Consider the following 22,538-nt stretch of genomic DNA (forward strand, 5'->3'; position numbering starts at 1 on the left):
AATGTCACAGAAAAAATTAGAAATTTGGGTTGGTTTATTTGTTGTTGCTGCTATTGCCGCATTTGCTATTTTGTCTTTCAGTGTTGCTGGGTTGTCTTTCAAAGGGGAAGGCAATAGTTATACGCTTGAAGCTAACTTTAGTAATGTGGGGGGGTTAAAACCACGTGCGCCAGTTAAATTAGGTGGTGTAGTCGTAGGGCGAGTCGAATCTATCTCTTTGGATAAAGATACTTATACGCCTTTAGTTAAGTTATCCATGTATGAAAATCAAGGTTACTTCCCTGAAACATCATCACTCGCAATCCTTACTTCGGGTCTACTGGGTGAACAATATATTGGTATTAAACCTGGGTTTGTGGACGATGGCATTGAGATGCTAGGCGATGGTGATGCGATTGAAGATACAAAATCAGCATTAGTATTAGAAGACCTGATTGGTCAGTTTATCTACTCTATTAATAAGGACGACTAACATGCGTTTATTTATTTCTATTATTGCCCTGTTATATACACTTTCGTTTTCTGCATTTGCTGCAGACACTGATGCCGGGTTAACTGATCCAAACCAAACATTAAAAACATTATCTAAGCAAACCTTTGCACGCTTAGAGAGTGAGAGAAGTAAATTAGCTGAGCAGCCTGAATACATTAAGGTGATCATTAATGAAGAGTTATTGCCTTATTTTGATTACAAATATGCAGCTTATAGTGTCGTTGGTGCAAATTTAAAAAATACAACAGCAGAGCAACGTGAAAACTTTGTTAATGCGTTCCGTACTTACTTAATTAATGCCTACGGCCATATATTAATTAAATATGATCAACAGACCTTAACAATACTCGATAATAATAACTTTAAGGGTAAGAAAATAGTCAGTATTCCTGTTAGAATGCGCGACAACAATGGACAAGTAACACAATTAAGCTTCAAGTTGCGTAAAAACAAAAAAACGGGCGAGTGGAAAGTGTTTGATGTGATTGCTGAAGGTATCAGTATGTTAGATACCAAAAGAACAGAATTTGGTTCTTTAATTCAGAAACAAGGTATCGATGAAGTGATTAAATTACTTCTAGAAAAAAATGATGAGTTTGAATCATGAGTAGTCACTTTTTATTTGACCGAGAATTATTACTTGCTGGTTTAAGCAAGCAAGTTTATCCCGAGATAAATACGTACCAGAGCGTAACGCATCTTGATTTATCACAGTTAGATAATATTGACTCGGCAGGTGTTGCTTATTTAGTGCAAATTAAAACCCAATACCCAGCAATTTTAATGATTAATGCATCAGCTAAATTATTTGTGTTAGCTGAGCTTTACGGTGTTGAAAACCTTTTTGAAAAATAGTGGTTGTATATGAATACAGAAATAATTAAAGAAAAATTAGAAAAAGCCCTTACATTAGATGTTTGTATTGTTAAAGGTGAAAGTGGCACTTTTCAAGTGATTGCTGTAAGCGAGATGTTTATCGATATGAGTCGCGTTAAAAAGCAACAAACAATTTATGCTCATTTATCTGAAGAGATTGCGAGTAATGCAATCCACGCGTTAACGATTAAAGCGTTAACGCCAGATGAGTGGCAAAAACAAAAACATTTTATTTAGTTCGTTAATAGGGATTTTCATGGGTCAATTTATTATTCAAGGTGGCTGCCAACTGAATGGCGAGGTTACTATTTCTGGGGCAAAAAATGCCGCACTACCAATCTTATTTGCTACTTTATTATCTGAAGGGGACATTAATTTAAGCAATGTTCCACTATTAAAAGATATTTCGACCACGCTTGAGTTATTACAAGAGCTGGGCGCGACAGCAAGTCAAGATAAGCACCTAGTACACATTAACGCAAAAGATGTTAAAAATTATACTGCTTCTTACGAGTTAGTAAGAAGTATGCGTGCTTCTATTTTAGCGCTAGGCCCGCTAGTTGCTCGTTTTGGAGAAGCTGATATATCATTGCCTGGTGGTTGTGCTATTGGTGCTCGTCCAGTGAATTTACATATTCATGGTTTAGAGCAAATGGGCGCGACGATCAAAGTTGAAGATGGTTTTATCAAAGCACGTGTAGATGGTCGCCTAAAAGGTTGCCATTTATATATGGACCTAGTGAGTGTAACTGGTACAGGTAACTTAATGATGGCAGCATCATTAGCAGAAGGCGTTACTACCATTGAGAATGCTGCAAAAGAGCCTGAAATAGTGGATCTTGCGAATTTTATTAACGGTATGGGTGGTAAAATCACTGGTGCTGGCACTGATACTATTATTATTGAAGGCGTTGAAAAGTTGGGAGATTGTGCTTATCAAGTACAACCTGACCGTATCGAAACAGGTACTTTCTTAGTGGCTGGTGTTGTGAGTGGCGGTAAAGTACGTTGTGTGAAAACAGACCCATTATTATTAACTGCAGTATTATCTAAATTAGAAGAAGCTGGCGCATTAGTGACTACCGGTGAAGATTGGATTGAAGTTGATATGACTGGTCGTACTTTAAAATCAGTAAACATAACAACAGCACCACACCCAGCTTTCCCAACTGATATGCAAGCTCAATTTACCTTATTGAATACAGTGGCGCCAGGTACTGGTCGTATTAAAGAGAATATCTTTGAAAACCGCTTTATGCATGTCCCTGAATTGATTCGTATGGGCGCTAACATTGAGTTAGACGGCAACTTAGCGATTTGTGGGGATAATGACAAATTAAGTGGCGCAACTGTGATGGCGACAGATTTACGAGCTTCTGCAAGCCTGGTTATTGCTGGTTTGATTGCTCAGGGCGAAACGACAGTTGATGAGATTTATCACATTGACCGTGGTTATGAAGCGATTGAAGATAAGTTAATTCCACTGGGTGCAAAAATGCGTCGTGTAGAAAGCTAATACTAAATAGCCTTATTATCTAAAAAGAAAGCTTCGGCTTTCTTTTTTGTTTTGAAATAGATTATTAAATAAACCTAACTATTGTTGTAACTCACCGATACGGACATTTAATACGTGTTCTTCACCTTGCCTGATAATAGTGATTTCCGTTTCTGTTCCTGGTTTTATTTTAGCTATCTTATCCATGGTTAGAATCAAGTTGACGGCATCTTTATTGTCGATTTTTAAGATAATATCATTTTTCAACATCCCCGCTTTTTGTGCCGGACCTCCTTCTGTAATTTTCTTTACTATAATGCTGTTTTTAGCTTCTAAACCCCATAAACGTGCGACTAGGGGATCTAGGTTTTCAGCCTCAATTCCTAAAGAGCCTCGAATCACTCGGCCGTCTTTAATAATGCCTTGCATTACATGGCTGGCTAAACGGTAAGGGATGGCAAAGCTAATACCATAAGTTACATTACTATTGCCGGTATAAAATTCCGAAGTATTAATACCTACAAGTTCTCCTCGGCTGTTAATTAAAGCACCACCAGAGTTACCTTCATTAATTGCTGCATCGGTCTGAATAAAGTCTTGTCGTCCAGTACTACTCATTCCACCACGACCAGTCGCACTGATCACGCCTTGAGTGATAGTTTGTCCTAAATTGTAAGGATTACCTATGGCTAATACCACATCGCCTATTTCAGGGGAGTACTCTGCATTTTGTGGCATAACAGGTAAGTTCTCTCCGTCTATTTGTAAAACCGCTAAGTCAGTGATCACATCACTACCAATAATATTAGCAGTAAATAAACGGCCGTCTTGCAAGGCGATGAGAATCTGGTCAGCTTGTGCAATAACGTGGTGGTTAGTTAAAATATAGCCTTTTGCATCGAGTATGATACCCGAACCTAACCCTGTTGGTTGTAGTTGTTGTTTAGTTCCTAAACTAGAATCGATATATTGTTGTGAATAGATATTTACAACAGAAGGAGCGGATTTTTTGACAGCGTCAGAATAGCTGATGATATTAGGCAACTGATCATCTTGATTAGTAAAATGCTTTAATATGGTTGGACTATAAATAATTACAGCCGCAAGAAACAATCCCCATAAAATAGGTTTCAAGAGATAGTTTGAATAATGCTTTAGTTTCATAACTTTTATTTATTCATAGCCAATACAAAAAATGGAGGTTTAGTATATAGAAAACTTTAGGCAGGCGAAAAATACTTTTTGATTTAATGCGGTAGCACAATAAAAAACATCGCCTAGAGGCGATGTTTTGAAAGGTAAATTAAAGACTAGTAATTGATAAGCATTAAAACTAGTCTCTAAGGTTAGTCTATTAAGCGATAACGTGTACTGATGAAGTATTTGTTACACCTGAATCAACTAGTGCACCAGCAACCATTACTACTTTGTCACCAGCGACAACCAAACCTTGCTCTTTCGCTAACTCCATACCTAATTTGTAGAAGCTTTCCATTGAGTCTTGTTGCTCAATCACTTTAGCAGAAACACCTTTAGTTAATGCTAATTGTTGACGAGTTTTAGCATTGCTTGTTAGCGCTAAAATAGGCGTAGATGGGAAGTATTTACGTAATGAACGAGCAGACTTACCAGCACTTGTAGCAACAATGATTAACTTCGCACCTAATTGCTCAGCATTTTTAACTGCACCGCTACAGATAGCTTCAGTGATACGTAGATCAGTTTCTTTCTCGTCTAGTTTTGGAGGAAGAATGCTGTCAGTACGTGAACAGATAGTCGCCATGATATCTACTGCTTCTGCTGGGTATTTACCTTTAGCAGACTCACCAGAAAGCATTACTGCATCTGTACCATCAATGATTGCATTTGCTACGTCGCCCGCTTCTGCACGAGTTGGACGTGGATTTTTGATCATAGAATCAAGCATTTGTGTTGCAGTGATAACTGGTTTACGCGCTTTATTTGCTTTTTCGATCATCATTTTTTGTGCAAAGATTACTTCTTCAACTGCGATTTCAACGCCTAAGTCACCACGTGCAACCATGATTGCATCTGAAACAGCTAGGATTTCATCGAAGTTATCAACACCTTCTTGGTTTTCTATTTTAGAGATAATTTGGATGTTTTCTCCACCGTTAGCTTTCAGCAGTTCACGGATCTCTAAAACGTCTTCTTTCTTACGGATAAATGAAGCTGCGATGAAATCAACATCTTGCTCACAACCAAAGATTAAATCGCCTTTATCTTTTGTAGATAAAGCAGGCAGTTGAACTTTAACACCTGGTAAGTTAACACCTTTGTTCTCGCCTAGCTCACCTGTATTGATAACAGTACAAACAACGTTAGTATCAGTGATGCTTTTAACCGTCATTTCGATTAAGCCATCATCTAGTAGTACTGTGTTACCTACAACAAGGTCTTTAGTTAGATCTTCGTATGTAACAGCAACGATTGTGTTATTACCAACAATTGTTTGGTCTGTAGAAAGAGTGAACTCCTGACCAGCCGTTAGTAGAACATCGTTACCATTTTCTAATTTTACTGTACGTATTTCAGGACCTTTAGTATCTAAAAGAACAGCTACATTTTTGCCTGTTTCTTCGCATACTTCACGGATACGTGTAATACGAGTACCGTGTTCTACAAAATCGCCATGAGAGAAGTTAAGACGCATAACGTTCATACCGTTCTCAACTAGTTTTGCTAACATTTCTTTAGATTCTGATTTTGGGCCTATCGTACATACAATTTTTGTTTTTCTCACCGTCTTTTCTCCAAGAGTGATTGTGCTTTTTTACTTACTTTTATTTACTGTTTCTATTCAAAATTATTGTTTTAATTATGTCGCATATTTTACAAGAATTTATTGAAGAAAAAATTATTTATAATCAATAAAGGTCTATTAAGTGCATGTTTATGTAAATTTATTACATTTTTTTGTGATCTTAGTTAATAATTATATATATTGGACGATTATTTCGCATAATATTCAGGGCTGTTACCATTTTTGAATCTGCCAATGCTTCGATAAGTTGTTGTTGGTTTTTCACTTGAGTACGATTTACTGCAATAATCACATCGTCTTTGAGTAAACCTAAGCGTTCAGCTTCAGATGCTTTTTCAACATTAACCACATTCACACCGGCAGTGACTTGTCCTTCATCTGCATCTTTTAATGTTGCACCTTCGAAAATAATAGCAGGTGCTTTAGCTTGTAGATTATCGCCTTCGCCGCCTAAGATAACAGTAAGTGTTTTAACTTCATCCTTTTGTATCACTTTTAATGATATTTCCTTGCCGGCACTGAGAGAGCCAATTTTAGCGCGTAATGCGGCAAAGGATTTGATATTCGTCCCGTTAATCGCGGTGATCACATCACCTGCTTTTAGGCCTGCTTTATCCGCAGCAGAGTCTGGTGTTACTTGGTAAATAAATGCACCATAATTTACATCCAGTCCAATGCTTTGAGCAAGGTCTGGTGTGACTTCTCCACCTTTAATTCCAAGTATTCCTCGGCGTATTTCACCAAACTCTAGTAATTGCTGCATCAGGTTTTTAACCATGTTTGCTGGAATGGCAAACGCGATCCCTATATTACCGCCATTAGGGCCTAAAATAGCTGTATTAATTCCGATTAACTCTCCTTTTAAATTAATCAAGGCTCCGCCAGAGTTACCGCTGTTAATGGCAGCATCTGTTTGTATATAGTTTTCTAAGTTTTGTAAGTTCAAACCACTGCGGCCTAACGCGCTAACAATGCCTGAAGTAACTGTTTGTCCTAAACCAAAAGGGTTACCGATGGCAATGGTAAAATCACCGACTTGCAATTTATCGGAGTTAGCAAATGTCATGGCAACTAAAGGTTGTTTACTGTCTATCTGTAAGAGTGCAATATCACTTTGAATATCTTGTCCTACTACTTTAGCTTGGTACTGATGCCCTGAAATCAATTTAATGAGGATGCTATTAGCATTTTTTATCACATGGTAATTAGTGATGATATAACCTTGTTCAGCATCCACAATAACCCCTGAGCCTAATCCTGAAAAAGGTTGGGTAGGAGCATTTGGTCCTAAAAACTTCAACAGATCTTGTGCATCTTTAGTTAGGATCTTACTTGCTCCCGATACTGAAATATCTACAACAGCAGGGCTCACTTTTTTAATCAAAGGGGCAAGACTAGGGACGTTGTTACCGTCGACAGTGAGTGGTAATGCTGCGTAATTAAAGGTACTTGTACAAAGCATGATAATAAGTAGAATAAATCGAAGAGGCATATTCATTGTAGTTCCTTACTCTTTAACCATGAACAATAATGGGCTTAAAAAGTTAACTATAAAAGAATATTGGTAACAGAGCAAAGCAACGACCTTTCGTGTATGGCTAAAAAATAGAGTTTAATTAAAGCTAATTTCGCGAGATATCCCGCAAAACTTATGAAACATAGTAAATGGGGCTATATAAAAGCCCTTTAAATATGCTATACAAAGGTTAATTTTACTGAATCATTAAGACATTATTGTGACACCAATTGCTCGATACCAAGAAGATTTATTAAAACCAACGTTTTTTGCTGATTCGGCACAACTACAAGCGATCACCATGTTGCAACGTTTGTATGATGAGATATTGAACAAAGAAGTCACTCCTGCAGTGAAAACTTCTTTACTACAGCGTTTATTTAAATCCACGAATGATACAGCTAAACATATTAAAGGTTTGTATTTTTACGGGGGAGTAGGGCGAGGCAAAACCTACCTAGTTGATCTATTTTACGACAGCATCGAAAGCCCTCGTAAAAAACGCCTGCATTTCCATCACTTCATGTTGCAAGTTCATAAAAAACTCACACAACTGCAAGGTCAAGTTAATCCATTAAAAGAGATTGCAAAACAGTTTGCTAGTGAAACGGATATTATCTGTTTTGACGAGTTTTTTGTTGAAGATATTACCGATGCTATGATTTTAGCAGGTATGTTTGAAGCTTTGTTTTCAGAGGGGGTTATTTTAGTAGCGACCTCTAATATCCATCCTGAACACCTATATCGTAATGGTTTACAACGAGCACGTTTTCTTCCTGCAATAGAGCTTATCAAAACTAATTGTGAAATCTTTAATCTAGATGGCGGTGTGGATTACCGATTAGGGCGTTTAATTGAAGCGGAAGTATATCATTACCCTCTAACCAGAGAGGCGGATAAACAAATTAAAAGTAGTTTTGAAACCTTTGCGAGTGGCAAGAAACACTATAACGCTGTTATTAAAATTAATGATCGTCCTTTAACGACCATTGCAAAAAGTCATGATACCTTGAGTATTGAATTTACAGAGTTATGTGATGGCCCACGTAGTGTCCACGATTATATTGAATTAGCTATTTTATATCGTACTGTCTTAGTTTCAAATATCCCACAGATGAACGACCAACATAATGATATCACTCGACGTTTTATTGCCATGGTGGATGAGTTTTACGATCGTAATGTGGTATTAATCATGTCGGCAGAAGTGAAGGTCATTGAGCTTTATAAAGGCACTCGCTTAGCTTTTGAGTTCCAACGTTGTGTTTCACGTTTATTAGAGATGCAAAGTAAAGCGTATTTGAGTAAAGCTCATCATCTAGATATTTAATCGCAAAATTAATCACTTACATTACCTGTTTGGTTATTGAACAATTTGTTAAGAATGACCAATTTATCACTTGTGAAAAACTTGTTCATAAATATGCAATAAACAGGTGATCTCCAGTGTACTTTTCTATACAATATGGCCGCCCACGTTATCCACCTCCCCTATTTTATGGTGGATCTGTTTACGCTAGACGTATTCGAAGGGATACGAAAAGGCGAAAAAATACATTTTAGATTACAAATTTGTAGTCTTACTTTTTTTAAATCATTAATTTGGGTATAACTTAATGAAAACTTTTGTTGCAAAACCAGCTGAAGTAAAACGCGACTGGTTCGTAGTTGACGCTGAAGGTAAAACACTAGGTCGTTTAGCTACTGAAATCGCTTTACGTTTACGCGGTAAACATAAAGCTGAATACACTCCGCACGTTGACACTGGCGATTACATTATCGTTATCAACGCAGAGAAAGTTGCTGTAACAGGCAATAAAGCTAAAGGTAAAATTTACTACCACCACACAGGTTTCATCGGTGGCATTAAAGCAATTAGCTTTGAAGACTTAATCGTACGTGCTCCTGAGCGTGTTATTGAAAAAGCTGTAAATGGTATGCTTCCACGTGGTCCACTAGGCCGCGCAATGTACCGTAAATTGAAAGTTTATGCTGGTTCTGAGCATCAACATTCTGCACAGCAACCACAAGTTTTAGACATCTAATAGGAATATAAAACAATGGCAAATCAATACTACGGCACAGGTCGTCGCAAAAGCTCTACAGCTCGTGTGTTTTTAAAAGCAGGTAGTGGTCAAATCACTATCAACAAACGTAACCTAGATGAATACTTCGGTCGTGAAACTGCATGTATGGTTGTTCGTCAACCATTAGTGTTAGTAGACGCTGCTGAAAAATTCGACCTAAACATCACTGTTAAAGGTGGTGGTACTACTGGTCAATCTGGTGCAATCCGTTTAGGCATCACTCGTGCATTAATGCAGTTTGATGAAACACTACGTTCTGAATTACGTGGTGCTGGCTTCGTTACACGTGATGCTCGTAAAGTTGAACGTAAGAAAGTCGGTTTACATAAAGCACGTAAACGTCCACAGTTCTCTAAACGTTAATATCGTTTCACGAACTGCAAAAAAGCCCAGTTTATACTGGGCTTTTTTTTTACTTGTTTTTTAACAAGCTGCACTTTAAGGTTAGTATACAAATCCCATTAGGAGAAGATCATGTTGAACGAAACCATGGTTCAAAAATTAAACGAACAAATTAATTTAGAGTTTTACTCTTCAAACTTGTATTTACAAATGAGCGCATGGTGTGAAGATCAAGGCTATGAAGGGGCTGCTACTATGTTACGCACTCATGCAACAGAAGAGATGGAGCACATGAACCGCTTATTCACTTATGTGAGTGAAACAGGTGCATTGCCAATTTTAGGCTCTATCGATGCTCCTCCTTTTGAATTTAAGTCTTTAAAAGAAGTATTTGAAGAAACTTATAAACATGAATGTCTTATTACTAAAGAGATTAATGAGTTAACGCACGTTGCTTTCTCTACGCATGATTATTCAACATTTAACTTCTTACAATGGTATGTTGCAGAGCAGCACGAAGAAGAGAAATTATTTAAAGGTATTTTAGATAAGATTTCTTTAGTGGGTGAAGATGGAAAAGCATTATATTGGATTGATAAAGATTTAGCTGAAATCGCAAAAACAGGCGCGACATCTATCATGGATAATAACGCGTAAGTTATTCAGACCACCTAATCTACATTTAAAAATCGATATTGATAAAGCATGGTATATAAGCCATGCTTTTTATCTATCTCATCGGATGAGTATGACCAACCACCATCTAATCTGGTATACTTCTTAGTCTACTCAGAGAATCAAATAAAATCTAAATGCTAAAACTAAGAACTACAAGTTATTGTTTCTAAAATAATCTTACTTGCACTGAGTTACTTATTTAAGAATGTATATTGGCGCGATATTTATTGATCGTCAAGGGCTTCTTTTTTGTTTCTCGGCAATGGTGTCACTGTGATGTCATTGCCGTTTGTGTTTTTTAAACACTCAATTTTAACTACTAGGGGTATTCCATGGCTGTAGCTGTAAATAAACGTTCTGTAATGACGTTGTTCTCAGGACCATCTGATTTATATAGTCACCAAACACGTATCGTGTTGGCTGAAAAAGGCGTTAACGTTGACATTACTTATGTTGACCACGAAAACCCATCTGAAGAGTTAGCTGAAATAACACCAAATAACGACTTACCAACATTGGTAGACCGTGAATTAGTGTTATATAACTCACGTATCATCATGGAATATCTAGATGAGCGTTTCCCTCATCCACCACTAATGCCTGTTTACCCAGTTGAACGAGCAAAAAGCCGTTCTTTAATGCAGCGTATTGAGAATGAATGGTACCCATTAGTACCAGTTATCTTATCTGGCGATACTGCAAAAGCTGAAGCAGCACGTGCGACATTACGTTCAAAAATTCTTGAAGTAGCACCAGTATTTGATCACTTTGCCTACTTCATGTCGGAAGAGTTCACGATTGTTGATTGCTACATGGCACCATTATTATGGCGTTTACCGGAATTAAAAATTGATCTAGGCTATGATAATGTTACAGGTCTTAAAAGTTACATGGTTAAGATCTTTGAACGAGAGTCGTTTCAAGCATCAATGACTGAAACTGAACGTGAAATCCGTGTTGGTGGTTAATCTTTAGATTTTGTAGGTATTTAAAATGTCGGATATGTTAATACAACGCCCTTATTTAATGCGTGCTTTCTATGACTGGATAGTTGATAGTGAATGTACGCCTCATGTAATTGTTGATGCAACAAAACCCCATGTTGATGTACCGCAGCAGTTTGTTGAAAATGGGAAAATAGTACTGAATATAGCACCACGTTCAGTATTAGATTTTTCATTAGATGATAGTGCCTTATCGTTTAATGCACGTTTTTCAGGCCAACCAACACAGGTTTATGTACCTTTATATGCAATTGAAGGTATCTATGCGCGTGAAAATGGTGCGGGTACTATTTTTCCTGAAGAACCTGCTTATAATGATTTAGAGTTTGGCATTGAAGCTGTTGATAGTGAAGTAGAAGAAAAGCCTAAAAGTTCAGGTAAAAAACCTACGTTAACTGTTGTTAAGTAAATCTATAAGATGCTAACGTTAAATAAAAACCGAGCATTGCTCGGTTTTTTTATGCGTGATGAAAAAGCATAGAAAAATGACTTAGTCTTCTGCCAGAAAATTAACGAAAAGTTGTTAACTCTTTAATAGTTGTTCTCTTTATGCAACTTATAACGAAGAAATAAGTTATTTTAATAAGTAAAACAGATCTGTTAATGACTATAATTGATATTAATTCAGATTATGCTATTTCAACTAGTGGTGTTTCAGCAAAGTGTTTTTTAGCAAAAGCCACACGCTCTTCGACACTCATTTTCTCAGCGTCCTTGAGACTTTCAACTAATTTTAAACGCGGCAAAATACCTGTGCCATTAGCAATTTGAATTGCTAAACCAGGGCGAGCATTTAACTCTAACAGCATCGGCCCCAAATCCCTGTCTAATACCATATCAGTACCTAAATAACCCATACCTGACATTTCATAGCAACTAGCGGCTAAGTAAATTAAACGTTCCCATTTAGGAACATTAAGCAGTTTTAGCTCTTTATTTGTATCAGGGTGACGCTCAACGGGCATATCAAATTGTACGGCGTTAATCGCTTTACCAGTTCCAATATCAATACCGACGCCAACGGCTCCTTGATGAAGGTTCGCCTTACCATCGGAAGCTGCTGTTGATAAACGCATCATGGCCATCACAGGAAAGCCTTTAAAGACGATAACACGGACATCAGGCACACCTTCAAAGCTAAAACCATCAAAGGCACTATCAAATTGAATTAAGCCCTCTACAACGGCTACGTCAGCGCTACCACCAAGGCTAAATAGTCCAGCTAAGATATCTGTAACATGACGTTTAATATCAGCTAAGGTTTCTTCACTGCCATTGGGCTTGTAATAACGACCATTTTCGATCTTAGTAATCACTAAGATACCTTTACCGCCACTGCCTTTGGCAGGCTTGATAACAAAGCCTGGTGTATTTTCAATGAAGCTAGCTACTTTCTCAACTTCTGCTTGCATTGATATAACACCCAATAGCGCTGGGGTGGTGACGTTAGCTTCTCGGGCAATAATCTTAGTTTTTAATTTGTTATCAACCAAAGGGTATAGACGGCGTGGGTTATAACGACCAACGTAACCACTGTTACGCTGGTTCATACCCATAATACCTTTTTTTCTAAGTTTAAAAGGACTAGAGAAAAACATTGTTTACTCCTTATCCGCCAATGGTTTAAATCGGCGTAATTCTAATAAACGGTATCCAGTATAACTACCTAAAATCAATACAAAAGACATCACAACAAACTGTAAGCCGATAAAATTAAACATCAGGTGACGCGCTACTTCATTACTCATAATAAAGTAAGCAAGTACAGCAACAACTAAGCTACCACCACCTTGAGTAAACACCTCTTTAGGACCTTCTTCTTCCCATAGCACTGACATTCGTTCGATAGTCCAGGATAAAATGATCATTGGGAAGAAGGTGACCTTTAAGCCCTCCGTTAAACCAAGTTTGTAAGACAGCACACCAAATAAGGCAATCAAGAGAATTACCATGATAATCACGGTAGATATCCTCGAGACTAGTAATAAATTTAGGTGGGATAGGTAGGAACGAATAAATAGACCCACTGCAACTAATAAGATAAAGCCAATTAACCCAGTTACTAAGCTGGTTTGAATAAAGGCCATTGCAATCAACACTGGCATAAAGGTGCCAGATGTTTTTAGGCCAATTAATACGCGCATAATTACTACAATCAATACACCCAATGGGATCATTAGAATCCCTTTAAATAAAGATTGATCTTCAACTGGTAAGCTATGTATTGAGAAGTTAAATAGGTGCTCATTATCGGTTTTTTGCAGGATAGCAGCTAGGGCAGGTTGATCCTGTTGGATCATAGAAAAGCTGACTTTAGAATTAACTCCGCCGGTCAATTCTAATAAGGCTTTACCACTTTGATCCCATAATAATAGATTAGTGCGATCTACCGCTTTAACAGTTGAAGCATCAAATAATCGAGACTCAATTTTGCCATCTTTCTCTTGGAAAACTTGTACCAAAGGTTGTAAATGTTGACGGCGTCGACCATCTTCAAGGACTAATGCACCTATGCGTTTATTAGGTATTTTAGCTTCATTTAACAGCGCCATTAGTACATCAGTTTTAGTTGCTTTACCGGCGAGTACTAAGCTCACGTTTTGGTTTGGATCATCTGCATTTAATTGTTTTAACAATTCACGTGTAAAGCTAAATGCATCAGCGCTTGTTTTTAAAGAGTCTTGAATGATATCTGAACTGGCTGCTAAATCTGCAGCAACGCCTGCACCACCATATTCAATGTCTACAAGCTCCGGCATTTTACTAATTGCTTGATCTTGGCTTTCATCATCAACTAGCAACTGAATATTGTAATACAGGGTTTGCGGGCCTTCAGCTTGGCGGATAGTCCATTGCGCTTGTGGGTGGTTATCTTCATATAAAAACGATAAACCATAACCAGGAGACGCCGCATTTTGGCTAATTTGAGTAAAGCCTGCTTGTGTAAAAGGTGTCGTTAACGAAGCTAATATAGCCTTATCAGTCGCGTCAAATTCAACCTTAGCATCAATATTCCAGACCGTTCTTGTCTCGCCTGGCATCCAAGGGATATCAAAGGCCATATGGCGTTGAATAGTTTGTGTAATACCTAATACAAACAAGCCAGCCACTAAGGTGTAAAAGAAAATACGTGCGTTCATGGTGTTCCTTACTATTTATCCTGAGGTTGGTATTTTGGGTGGATATAATCTTGGCTTACATCAACTAAAATAACATCTTGTATAAAGCTACGCCCGATCAGAACTGGGAAGTCCATATGTTGGCGATCAGTTAACGTAAACTCTGATTTATGTGCCACACCACCAATACGTACATGTAATTCAACCACTGGACGGCGATCATATTCACCAGGCTCGCTTGATTGTAATATTTTTACATAACGTACCACTGGCGCTTCAATGATTTTCTTATCACCATCTTTGTTATGAGTAATATTAAATTTTACCCAATCCTTTCCATCACGTTCGAATTCTTGTATTTCAACTGCATTAATCGAAGAGGTAGTTGCACCTGTATCGATACGTGCTTTAAAGTTCTCTTTTGCTTTAGTGACATAAATCCATTCAGCTTGACCTAATACCGTTTTATCTAAGTAATCAGGTTTTTTCGTTTCCTTTACTATTTGCTTGCTACTCTTTGCTCTTGATCTTTCCATTAAGATCTTCTGTTGAAGTTCTTCATCAAGCTTCTGCTTTTCTTGTTTAAGCTGTTCTAAATTACTTTTTGCTTCGGCTAGTTCAAGTTGTTTTTGTTCGGCATCCACTTTTGATTCTGTTAAAGCCGTTTCTAATTCAGTAATTTTAGTTTCTTGGGCTTGTAGTGTTGTCTCAATTTTTTGTGTTTCCTCATCGGTCGAAATAGAGATACATCCAACGGTCAAAAATAGGGTTGAAAGTGTAATGATGGCCGTTCTCTTTAAAAGCATGAAGATTCCTCTAGTACTGGTGAAAAATAAAAATATGGTATCAGTTTGACACATAAATATCAGTTATAAATTGTCATCAAATTACCAGTATTTCCGTTTATTAACCTTTATTTAGGCTTTTTAACGCTCGTTCATCTCACAGCGCTAAATACCGCTTCAATCATCTCAATATAATATGAATTTATAGCTTATAGATTTATAAAAAGGCCCCAAGTTGTCTACTGCAAAGACAATTAATGGCTTTTTTTATAGTGCCTTATTAATAAATTGAGCGGGCATGTCTAATACGTTACTTATAGTGATAAAGTTTAAATTGATTGCTATAGGTAAAATGTTATTAATGCATGCCTTGTTGTAATAGGCATTGGAGTCAGCTTGTATAAAAAAGTTCCTTTCGGATATGATGACTTAAATTTGTGTTATTGGTTCAGAACAAATTAAGTCGCCATTAACCAGGTCAGCTAGAGTAAGGTGGATTACATTTTTATGGACGTTTAATTAAATATAGCGCACTGAGTAATGCCAATAAGCAGAGCATAAATAGAGGTGTTTGCCCAACACGCTGATAAGGTGTAAAGCCATAAGCAGGTTGTACTTCTTGGCGTAATACCGCATCAACATTTGATGGGAGACGCTCTATTTCTTGTCCTTTACTATCAAAAATAGCGGTTATGCCATTGTTTGTGCTACGTAATAGAGGTTTACCTAATTCAATTGCACGCATTCGTGCAATTTCTAAATGTTGTGCAGGGCCAATAGAATGACCAAACCAAGCATCATTACTTAGGGTAAGTATTAGTCCGGTTTTCTCATGTATATTTTCACGTAATAATTCTGGAAAAGCAATTTCATAACAAAGCGCCGCAGCCAAAGTAGTATCTGCAAATTTCAGGTTAGCTTGGTGTGCACCACCGCGTTGAAAACTTGACATAGGCAGATTGAAATAGGGCGCTAGGGGGCGTAATAAACTTTCAAATGGCACAAATTCACCAATTGGTAATAGCTGGTGCTTAGAATAACGGTTAGGGCTGGTTTGAGAGTAGCCTTGGTTACTTGGAAGCTGCCCTAACATGATGATGCTATTAAAATACTCATCTTTATTAATATCGTAATTAATAATGCCGGTTAATAGTGTTTTGTTCTCTTCTTCTAGCTTGCGTGATAAAGACTGTAAGAAACGTTGCATATCAATTTCTAAGGCCGCAATAGCGGATTCAGGCCAAATAATCAGTTCAGCTTGTTGTTTTGAATCTTCATTTTGTTCAGCGGTTTCTGTTGAAGCAACATCATTTTTAATACCTGATAAACCTAAGTATTTTAAAATAGAAGGGTAAAGCTGGTCCGGCTCCCACTTTTGATTTTGGTCTATATTACCTTGTACTAAGGCAACCTTAATAGGTGCTTGCAATTCAGTAAAAGACAGTTGTTTTAAGCTATAACCACTCATCACTATTGATAAAATCAGCAGCGAAGCAAACTTTTGAGATTGCTTTAATAGTATTAAGGTTAAGCATGCACAAATCAGCATAATGGCTAAGGTAATACCTTGCACACCTAAAATAGGGGCGAATCCGACTAATGGTGTATCAGCATGGCTATAACCTAAATAAGCCCAAGGAAATCCTGTTAAGAACCAACCTCTAACCCAATCCATAATTAGCCAGAAACTGGGGAGGATTAATAATAATCGAATCATATCTGATTGAGTTGGAATTCGATAACTGAGCCATAAAGCGAGACTAGGGAAGATAGCTAAATATGCACAAAGTAAAACAATCAGTAAGGCGCTAGCAATAAATGGCATCCCGCCAAACAGATCCATGCTGACATAGATCCAGTGCAAGGTAGCGACAAACATAGAAAGGTTAAAAACAAAGCTAACGAGGAATAATTTTTTATGGTGAAGTTTGGCTTGTTTTAATAATAAGAACAGCCCAACAAAGGAGGGATATAATACCCACCATTGTTGAAATGGAGCAAATGCAAATACTTGAATTGCCCCTAACAATGCAGCCACAATTAATTGACCATACAGAGAAGAGGTAATGTTAGTTAGCATAGGTTTACTCAATCTTTTTTAAGTTCTTTTTTTAATTCTCGAGGTACACGGACTTGAAGTTGTATTAAGCGACGATTGTCAGCATGGGTTACTTTAAACTTATGTTCACCAACAGTGATTTTTTCTCCACGACTTGGTAAATGGCCAAGCTCATGCAAAATATATCCGCCTATAGTGTCTTGAATTTCCGGGTTATATTCGGTTTCAAAGAATTCGTTAAAGTCAGCTAACGTGGTTAATGCACTAACTGCGTAACTGCGTTTACCAATCTTTCGGATCTCGTCTTGTTCTTCATAATCGAATTCATCTTCGATTTCACCAACAATCACTTCTAAAATATCTTCGATAGTGACTAAGCCTGATACACCACCATATTCATCAACAACAATGGCCATGTGATAACGTTGGCTTCGGAATTCTTTTAATAATGTATCTAAACGTTTGCTTTCAGGGACAACAACAGCTTCACGCAGAATATCGTCTATTTTAAAGTCGTCAGGGTTAGAGCTAAAACCGTATTGAAGTAGATCTTTTGCTAATAATAAACCTACAATATGGTCTTTATCTTCAGTGATCACTGGGAAACGAGAATGAGCTGAATTGATAATTTCAGGTAACAGCTCTTCAACAGGTTGAGACAACCCAAGTGTTACCATTTGTGAGCGTGGGATCATAATGTCTCTAACACGCAGTTTAGAGACATCAATAACGCCTTTTATCATTTCTTTAGTTTTTTGATCGATCACTTGGCGGTCTTTCGCGCTATCGATCACGTCTAATAATTCATCTTGGCTTTTAGGTTCGCCTTGAAATAGGTTACCTATTTTATCGAGCAAACCTTCTTTAGGCTGCTCGTTACTAGAATGATAATCTTCCGACATTAATTTTATTTACTCTTTTTCGCTTATATAAGGGTCACTATAACCTAACTCAATCATAAGTTCGGTTTCAATGCCTTCCATCACTTCTGCTTCTTCATCTTCTATATGGTCGTAACCTAAAAGATGTAGCGTGCCGTGAATCAGCATATGTGCCCAATGTGAAATTAACGGTTTTTGTTGTTCCGTCGCTTCCTGTTCTACTACTGCTTTACAGACTACCAGATCACCCAATAAAGGTAATGTGATCCCTGGTGGATTCTGAAAAGGAAAAGATAAGACATTTGTTGGTTTATCTTTTCCTCGATAATCAGCGTTTAATTGCTGACTTTCTTCGCAGTCTACAATACGAACCGTCAATTCAGCAAGGTCTCGTTTATGATCGCTTACTTTGATGATAGCCGCACTTACCCATTTTTCCAGTTGTGCTAGGTCGGGTAAGGCTTGCTGGTCTTCACTAGCAAGCTGTAAATCAACATATAATTCCATTAAGCGTTTCTCGCTTCGCTTTCTGCTATTTCCGCTTTTCTGTCAAAGGCATCATATGCTTTAACAATACGAGCAACAACTGGATGACGTACAACATCATCAGCTAGGAAGAAATTAAAGCTAATACCTTCATCAACTTCACCCAATACTTCAATAGCATGGCGTAAACCAGACTTCTGATGACGAGGTAAATCGATTTGAGTGATATCACCCGTAATAACAGCTGTTGAGTTAAAGCCAATACGTGTTAAGAACATTTTCATTTGCTCTGTTGTGGTATTTTGGCTTTCATCAAGAATTACAAAAGCATCATTTAATGTACGACCGCGCATGTAAGCAAGTGGCGCAATTTCAATAATGTTTTTTTCAATTAATTTTTCTACTTTCTCAAACCCAAGCATCTCAAATAACGCATCATAAAGTGGGCGGAGGTAAGGGTCTACTTTTTGCGATAAATCACCAGGTAGGAAGCCTAGTTTCTCACCCGCTTCAACGGCTGGTCGAGTCAATAAAATACGACGCACTTCTTGGCGCTCAAGTGCTTCAACGGCACAAGCAACTGCTAAGTAAGTTTTACCTGTACCTGCAGGGCCAACGCCAAAGCTGATATCACTACGTAAAATATTACTAACATATTTAGTTTGATTTTCACCACGAGGTTTAATTACACCACGTTTAGTCTTGATAGTAAGGCTTTTAAAACCAACTTCTTGAGATTCCACTTTCACTTCTAATAAGCGATGTTCGCTAATCAAGTTTTGTAACGCAAGGTGTACATCTTCGTCGGTTAGACGACCAATTTTTCCTTTTACTGGTTGCGTTTCAATGTACAGGTCATTAATTAACTCACTGCCAGCTTGTGCATAACGGTGCTCACCAACAATTTGAAAGTGTGCATCTTTGTAGATCACTTCAACACCTAAACGGCGTTCAATTTGTTTAATATTGTCGTCAAAAGAGCCGCATAAGACCGCTAAGCGATCTTTATCGGCAGGAACTAAATCAAGATGAATTGTGGTTAATTTTGTGCTCAAGTATAAAGACCTTATTTATGCTGGGATAAAAGTTTCAACGCCAAGTTTGTTTGTATTTTTATTTACAATGTCACTTGGACGAATCGATTCACGTAAGTTCATTTCAGACTCACCGCGTATAAACTTACCACGGATAGAGTTAGTATGGACTTCTGTGATTTCAACATCAACAAAACCACCGATAGAACGATGATCACCTTCAAAGTTTACGATGCGGTTATTTTCAGTACGGCCACATAACTCCATAATATTCTTACGAGATGGACCTTCGACTAAAATACGTTGTACAGAACCAACCATACGACGTCCAATTAATTGTGAATGTTGGTGAATACGATCTTGTAAAATCGCTAAACGTTTCTTTTTCGTCTCTAAATCTACATCATCGGGCATATCTGCAGCGGGCGTACCAGGACGTTGGCTGTAGATGAAACTGTAGCTTGTATCAAATCCAATATGGTTAATTAAATCCATCGTTTCTTGGAAATCTTGGTCAGTTTCATTTGGGAAACCAACGATGAAGTCAGAGCTAATCGTTAAGTTTGGACGTACCGCTTTTAATGCAGCAATTTTTTCTTTGTACTGCGCTACAGTATGACCACGTTTCATTAGGTTCAAGATGCGGTCTGCGCCGGCTTGTACAGGCAGATGTAAAAAATCAACTAACTCAGGTGTGTCACGATAAACATCGATAATCTCATCGGTAAAGTCGATTGGGTTACTTGTTGTGTAACGTAAGCGATCGATACCATCGATAGAGGCAACATAGCGTAATAACTCAGGGAAACTACATTCGTCTCCATCATGCATCTCACCGATGTAAGAGTTTACGTTTTGACCTAATAGATTAATTTCACGTACGCCTTGTTCAGCCAATTGTGCAACTTCTAATAAAATATCATCTAATGGGCGGCTAACTTCTTCACCTCGAGTGTAAGGTACAACACAGAACGTGCAGTACTTAGAGCAGCCTTCCATAATAGAAACAAAGGCCGTTGCACCTTCCGCTTTTGGCTCAGGCATAGAGTCAAATTTTTCAATTTCAGGGAAGCTAACATCCACGACTGTGCCTTTGTTATCTTGCACTTCTTTGATCATTTTTGGTAAACGATGCAGTGTTTGTGGGCCAAATACAATATCCACATAAGGGGCACGGCGACGAATCGCTTTACCTTCTTGTGATGCAACACAACCACCGACACCAATCACGATGTTAGGATTTTTATCTTTTAGTTTTTTCCAACGGCCAAGCTGATGAAATACTTTTTCTTGTGCTTTTTCACGGATAGAACAAGTATTTAATAAAATTACGTCAGCATTTTCTGCTTCATCAACGGAAGTGTAACCGTTACTTGCATTTAAAAGGTCCGCCATTTTTGATGAATCGTACTCATTCATCTGACAACCCCATGTTTTAACGTGTAATTTCATGCTCATATCTATTGCCTATTATGCTGACTAAATTAGTGTGTTTCTTAAAACGAGGTCGCATTTTACGCACTTCAAAGCAATCATGCTACTGTTTGTTTGCTAGCATGGCGTTTATCGTAAATGTTGGGAAAAACTAATTTTTAAGCTATTAAAAAAACTAGGTTTTTTTACCCTAAATGACATCTTTTTACGTACAATCATAAATTCAAGAAAGTGACAGTTGAGGCATTGATGGTAAATACGAAAATAATAATTGTAGGTGGGGGGATGGTTGGTGCGCTATCAGCTCTATTACTCGCAAAACAGGGTAGTACTGTGCATCTAATTGAAAAATATACCTTTGTTATGCCTAACAACAATGATCCTGTGGATCTTCGCGTATCTGCCTTCAGCGCGCAAAGCAAACATTTACTTGAATTAGCCGGTGTTTGGAAAGATATTCCTAAAGAGCGCCTTTGTCCGTATAAAGGGTTGCAAACGTGGGAAAAAGGCAGCCAGAAACTGATTTTTTCTAGTGATGATATCGGTGCTGAACAATTGGGGTACATTGCTGAAAATAGGTGGATTCAAGCTGTATTATGGCAGGCATTACAAGGCATGCCTAACGTGCATATATATCAAGAAACGCAAGTTGCTAATGTTCAACAAGATCCCAAACAGGTTGTCGTTACCCTTCAAAACCACCAAGTTATTCAGGCTGAACTGTTATTAGCTTGTGACGGTGCCAATTCAGCAGTACGTAATCATTTACAGATGCCGATGACCAGTTGGGATTATCGCCATCACTGTCTATTAATTAATATCACCACTAACTGTGCTCAGCAGGATATAACATGGCAAGAGTTTAGAGAGACTGGTCCTTGTGCTTTTTTACCTTTAGCCGGTCACCATGCGAGTTTAGTTTGGTATCACAGCCCGCAAAAGATTAAGCATTTGCAAAGTCTTAACAATCTGCAGTTAAAGCAGGTCATTAAAGATGAATTTCCTATCTTAGACTTTGAGTTTGAAGTGGATGCAAAGGGGAGCTTTCCATTAACTCGTCGCCACGCTCAACATTATTATCAAGGCCGAGTTGCTTTGCTGGGAGACGCGGCACATACCATTAATCCGTTAGCGGGGCAGGGAGTTAACCTAGGTTTTAAAGATGTGCAATGTCTAGTGGCATTATTAACTGAATGCAGTGATTTAGGCATACCCGAAATATTAAAGCGTTATCAATGTAAACGAAAACCTGCGAACTTATTAATGCAAACTGGCATGGATATTTTTTATAAAGTGAGTAAATCCGAATCGAATTTGATGCGTGTACTACGTAAAAGTTTTCTAGGTGCCGCTCAGCAATCTGGACAGTTGAAAACACGGGTTATGCGCTATGCAATGGGGATTAATTAGACTCAAATAGAAACTTAAAAATCTTCTAGGCTAATGAGGTTAACCTAGAAGATT

General features: G+C 37.8%; 23 protein-coding genes. 12 read left to right on the plus strand and 11 right to left on the minus strand.

What is annotated here, in order from left to right:
* The first annotated feature begins 1 nt into the window (after position 1).
* The 5 genes from mlaD to murA are packed head-to-tail and all read left to right on the plus strand — an operon-like array spanning position 2 to position 2,885.
* Positions 2-472, plus strand: a complete 471-nt coding sequence (gene mlaD, locus AC0L3W_RS16825) for an outer membrane lipid asymmetry maintenance protein MlaD (RefSeq protein ID WP_290039035.1) — start codon at positions 2-4, stop codon at positions 470-472.
* Position 473: 1 nt separating this feature from the next.
* Positions 474-1,100 carry an MlaC/ttg2D family ABC transporter substrate-binding protein gene (locus AC0L3W_RS16830; protein ID WP_409440005.1) on the plus strand — a complete coding sequence of 209 codons (627 nt, stop codon included), beginning with the start codon at positions 474-476 and terminating at the stop codon, positions 1,098-1,100.
* Complete coding sequence (locus AC0L3W_RS16835; protein WP_290039037.1) at positions 1,097-1,348, plus strand: STAS domain-containing protein; 252 nt, start codon at positions 1,097-1,099, stop codon at positions 1,346-1,348. The genes AC0L3W_RS16830 and AC0L3W_RS16835 overlap by 4 nt, the downstream gene beginning before the upstream one ends.
* Positions 1,349-1,357: 9 nt before the next feature.
* Positions 1,358-1,606 carry a BolA family protein gene (locus AC0L3W_RS16840; protein ID WP_290039038.1) on the plus strand — a complete coding sequence of 83 codons (249 nt, stop codon included), beginning with the start codon at positions 1,358-1,360 and terminating at the stop codon, positions 1,604-1,606.
* A 19-nt stretch (positions 1,607-1,625) separates the two neighbouring features.
* On the plus strand, positions 1,626-2,885 hold the full coding sequence (murA, locus tag AC0L3W_RS16845) for a UDP-N-acetylglucosamine 1-carboxyvinyltransferase (RefSeq protein WP_409440004.1): 1,260 nt from the start codon (positions 1,626-1,628) through the stop codon (positions 2,883-2,885).
* 78 nt (positions 2,886-2,963) lie between these two features.
* On the opposite strand, the gene degS is transcribed toward murA, so the two are convergent.
* The 3 genes from degS to AC0L3W_RS16860 form a co-directional block, all read right to left on the minus strand.
* Positions 2,964-4,028 carry an outer membrane-stress sensor serine endopeptidase DegS gene (gene degS / locus AC0L3W_RS16850; protein ID WP_409440003.1) on the minus strand — a complete coding sequence of 355 codons (1,065 nt, stop codon included), beginning with the start codon at positions 4,026-4,028 and terminating at the stop codon, positions 2,964-2,966.
* Between the two features lie 190 nt (positions 4,029-4,218).
* The gene (gene pykF, locus AC0L3W_RS16855) at positions 4,219-5,628 is read right to left on the minus strand and encodes a pyruvate kinase PykF (RefSeq protein WP_290039041.1); all 1,410 of its coding nucleotides are present in this window, start codon (positions 5,626-5,628) and stop codon (positions 4,219-4,221) included.
* Between the two features lie 181 nt (positions 5,629-5,809).
* The gene (locus AC0L3W_RS16860; protein WP_409440002.1) at positions 5,810-7,147 is read right to left on the minus strand and encodes a DegQ family serine endoprotease; all 1,338 of its coding nucleotides are present in this window, start codon (positions 7,145-7,147) and stop codon (positions 5,810-5,812) included.
* Positions 7,148-7,385: 238 nt separating this feature from the next.
* On the opposite strand from AC0L3W_RS16860, the gene zapE reads away from it, so the two are divergent.
* The 6 genes from zapE (at position 7,386) to AC0L3W_RS16890 (ending at position 11,685) form a co-directional block, all read left to right on the plus strand.
* Positions 7,386-8,495, plus strand: a complete 1,110-nt coding sequence (gene zapE / locus AC0L3W_RS16865) for a cell division protein ZapE (protein ID WP_409440001.1) — start codon at positions 7,386-7,388, stop codon at positions 8,493-8,495.
* A gap of 286 nt (positions 8,496-8,781) precedes the next feature.
* Positions 8,782-9,210 carry a 50S ribosomal protein L13 gene (gene rplM / locus AC0L3W_RS16870; RefSeq protein ID WP_290039044.1) on the plus strand — a complete coding sequence of 143 codons (429 nt, stop codon included), beginning with the start codon at positions 8,782-8,784 and terminating at the stop codon, positions 9,208-9,210.
* Positions 9,211-9,225: 15 nt separating this feature from the next.
* On the plus strand, positions 9,226-9,615 hold the full coding sequence (gene rpsI, locus AC0L3W_RS16875) for a 30S ribosomal protein S9 (RefSeq protein ID WP_113820310.1): 390 nt from the start codon (positions 9,226-9,228) through the stop codon (positions 9,613-9,615).
* Positions 9,616-9,726: 111 nt separating this feature from the next.
* On the plus strand, positions 9,727-10,251 hold the full coding sequence (ftnA, locus tag AC0L3W_RS16880) for a non-heme ferritin (RefSeq protein WP_290039045.1): 525 nt from the start codon (positions 9,727-9,729) through the stop codon (positions 10,249-10,251).
* A 353-nt stretch (positions 10,252-10,604) separates the two neighbouring features.
* The gene (gene sspA, locus AC0L3W_RS16885) at positions 10,605-11,240 is read left to right on the plus strand and encodes a stringent starvation protein SspA (protein ID WP_290039046.1); all 636 of its coding nucleotides are present in this window, start codon (positions 10,605-10,607) and stop codon (positions 11,238-11,240) included.
* Between the two features lie 34 nt (positions 11,241-11,274).
* Positions 11,275-11,685, plus strand: coding sequence for a ClpXP protease specificity-enhancing factor (locus AC0L3W_RS16890; protein ID WP_290039118.1), 411 nt, complete (start codon positions 11,275-11,277; stop codon positions 11,683-11,685).
* Positions 11,686-11,905: 220 nt separating this feature from the next.
* Here AC0L3W_RS16890 and AC0L3W_RS16895 read toward each other — a convergent pair whose 3' ends face one another.
* The 8 genes from AC0L3W_RS16895 to miaB all read right to left on the minus strand — a co-directional run bounded on the left by AC0L3W_RS16895 (position 11,906) and on the right by miaB (position 21,098).
* A complete protein-coding gene (locus AC0L3W_RS16895) occupies positions 11,906-12,874 on the minus strand; it encodes an alpha-L-glutamate ligase-like protein (RefSeq protein ID WP_290039047.1) in 969 nt (322 codons plus the stop codon).
* A gap of 3 nt (positions 12,875-12,877) precedes the next feature.
* Complete coding sequence (locus AC0L3W_RS16900; RefSeq protein WP_290039048.1) at positions 12,878-14,416, minus strand: inactive transglutaminase family protein; 1,539 nt, start codon at positions 14,414-14,416, stop codon at positions 12,878-12,880.
* An 11-nt stretch (positions 14,417-14,427) separates the two neighbouring features.
* The gene (locus tag AC0L3W_RS16905; RefSeq protein ID WP_290039049.1) at positions 14,428-15,201 is read right to left on the minus strand and encodes a putative ATP-dependent zinc protease; all 774 of its coding nucleotides are present in this window, start codon (positions 15,199-15,201) and stop codon (positions 14,428-14,430) included.
* Between the two features lie 484 nt (positions 15,202-15,685).
* Entirely contained in the window at positions 15,686-17,260 is a 1,575-nt protein-coding gene (gene lnt / locus AC0L3W_RS16910; RefSeq protein ID WP_473574032.1) for an apolipoprotein N-acyltransferase, read from the minus strand.
* Positions 17,261-17,268: 8 nt separating this feature from the next.
* Positions 17,269-18,141 carry an HlyC/CorC family transporter gene (locus AC0L3W_RS16915; RefSeq protein WP_290039051.1) on the minus strand — a complete coding sequence of 291 codons (873 nt, stop codon included), beginning with the start codon at positions 18,139-18,141 and terminating at the stop codon, positions 17,269-17,271.
* Between the two features lie 9 nt (positions 18,142-18,150).
* The gene (gene ybeY, locus AC0L3W_RS16920) at positions 18,151-18,627 is read right to left on the minus strand and encodes an rRNA maturation RNase YbeY (RefSeq protein WP_290039052.1); all 477 of its coding nucleotides are present in this window, start codon (positions 18,625-18,627) and stop codon (positions 18,151-18,153) included.
* Positions 18,627-19,661 carry a PhoH family protein gene (locus AC0L3W_RS16925; RefSeq protein ID WP_290039053.1) on the minus strand — a complete coding sequence of 345 codons (1,035 nt, stop codon included), beginning with the start codon at positions 19,659-19,661 and terminating at the stop codon, positions 18,627-18,629. The genes ybeY and AC0L3W_RS16925 overlap by 1 nt, the downstream gene beginning before the upstream one ends.
* Positions 19,662-19,676: 15 nt before the next feature.
* Positions 19,677-21,098 (minus strand): tRNA (N6-isopentenyl adenosine(37)-C2)-methylthiotransferase MiaB, encoded by a 1,422-nt coding sequence (gene miaB / locus AC0L3W_RS16930; protein ID WP_290039054.1) that lies wholly within the window; start codon positions 21,096-21,098, stop codon positions 19,677-19,679.
* 225 nt (positions 21,099-21,323) lie between these two features.
* Here miaB and AC0L3W_RS16935 point away from each other — a divergent pair, with 225 nt between their 5' ends.
* A complete protein-coding gene (locus AC0L3W_RS16935) occupies positions 21,324-22,484 on the plus strand; it encodes an FAD-dependent monooxygenase (RefSeq protein WP_473574038.1) in 1,161 nt (386 codons plus the stop codon).
* Positions 22,485-22,538: the final 54 nt, after the last annotated feature.

This window comes from Psychromonas sp. KJ10-5 (assembly GCF_055808325.1).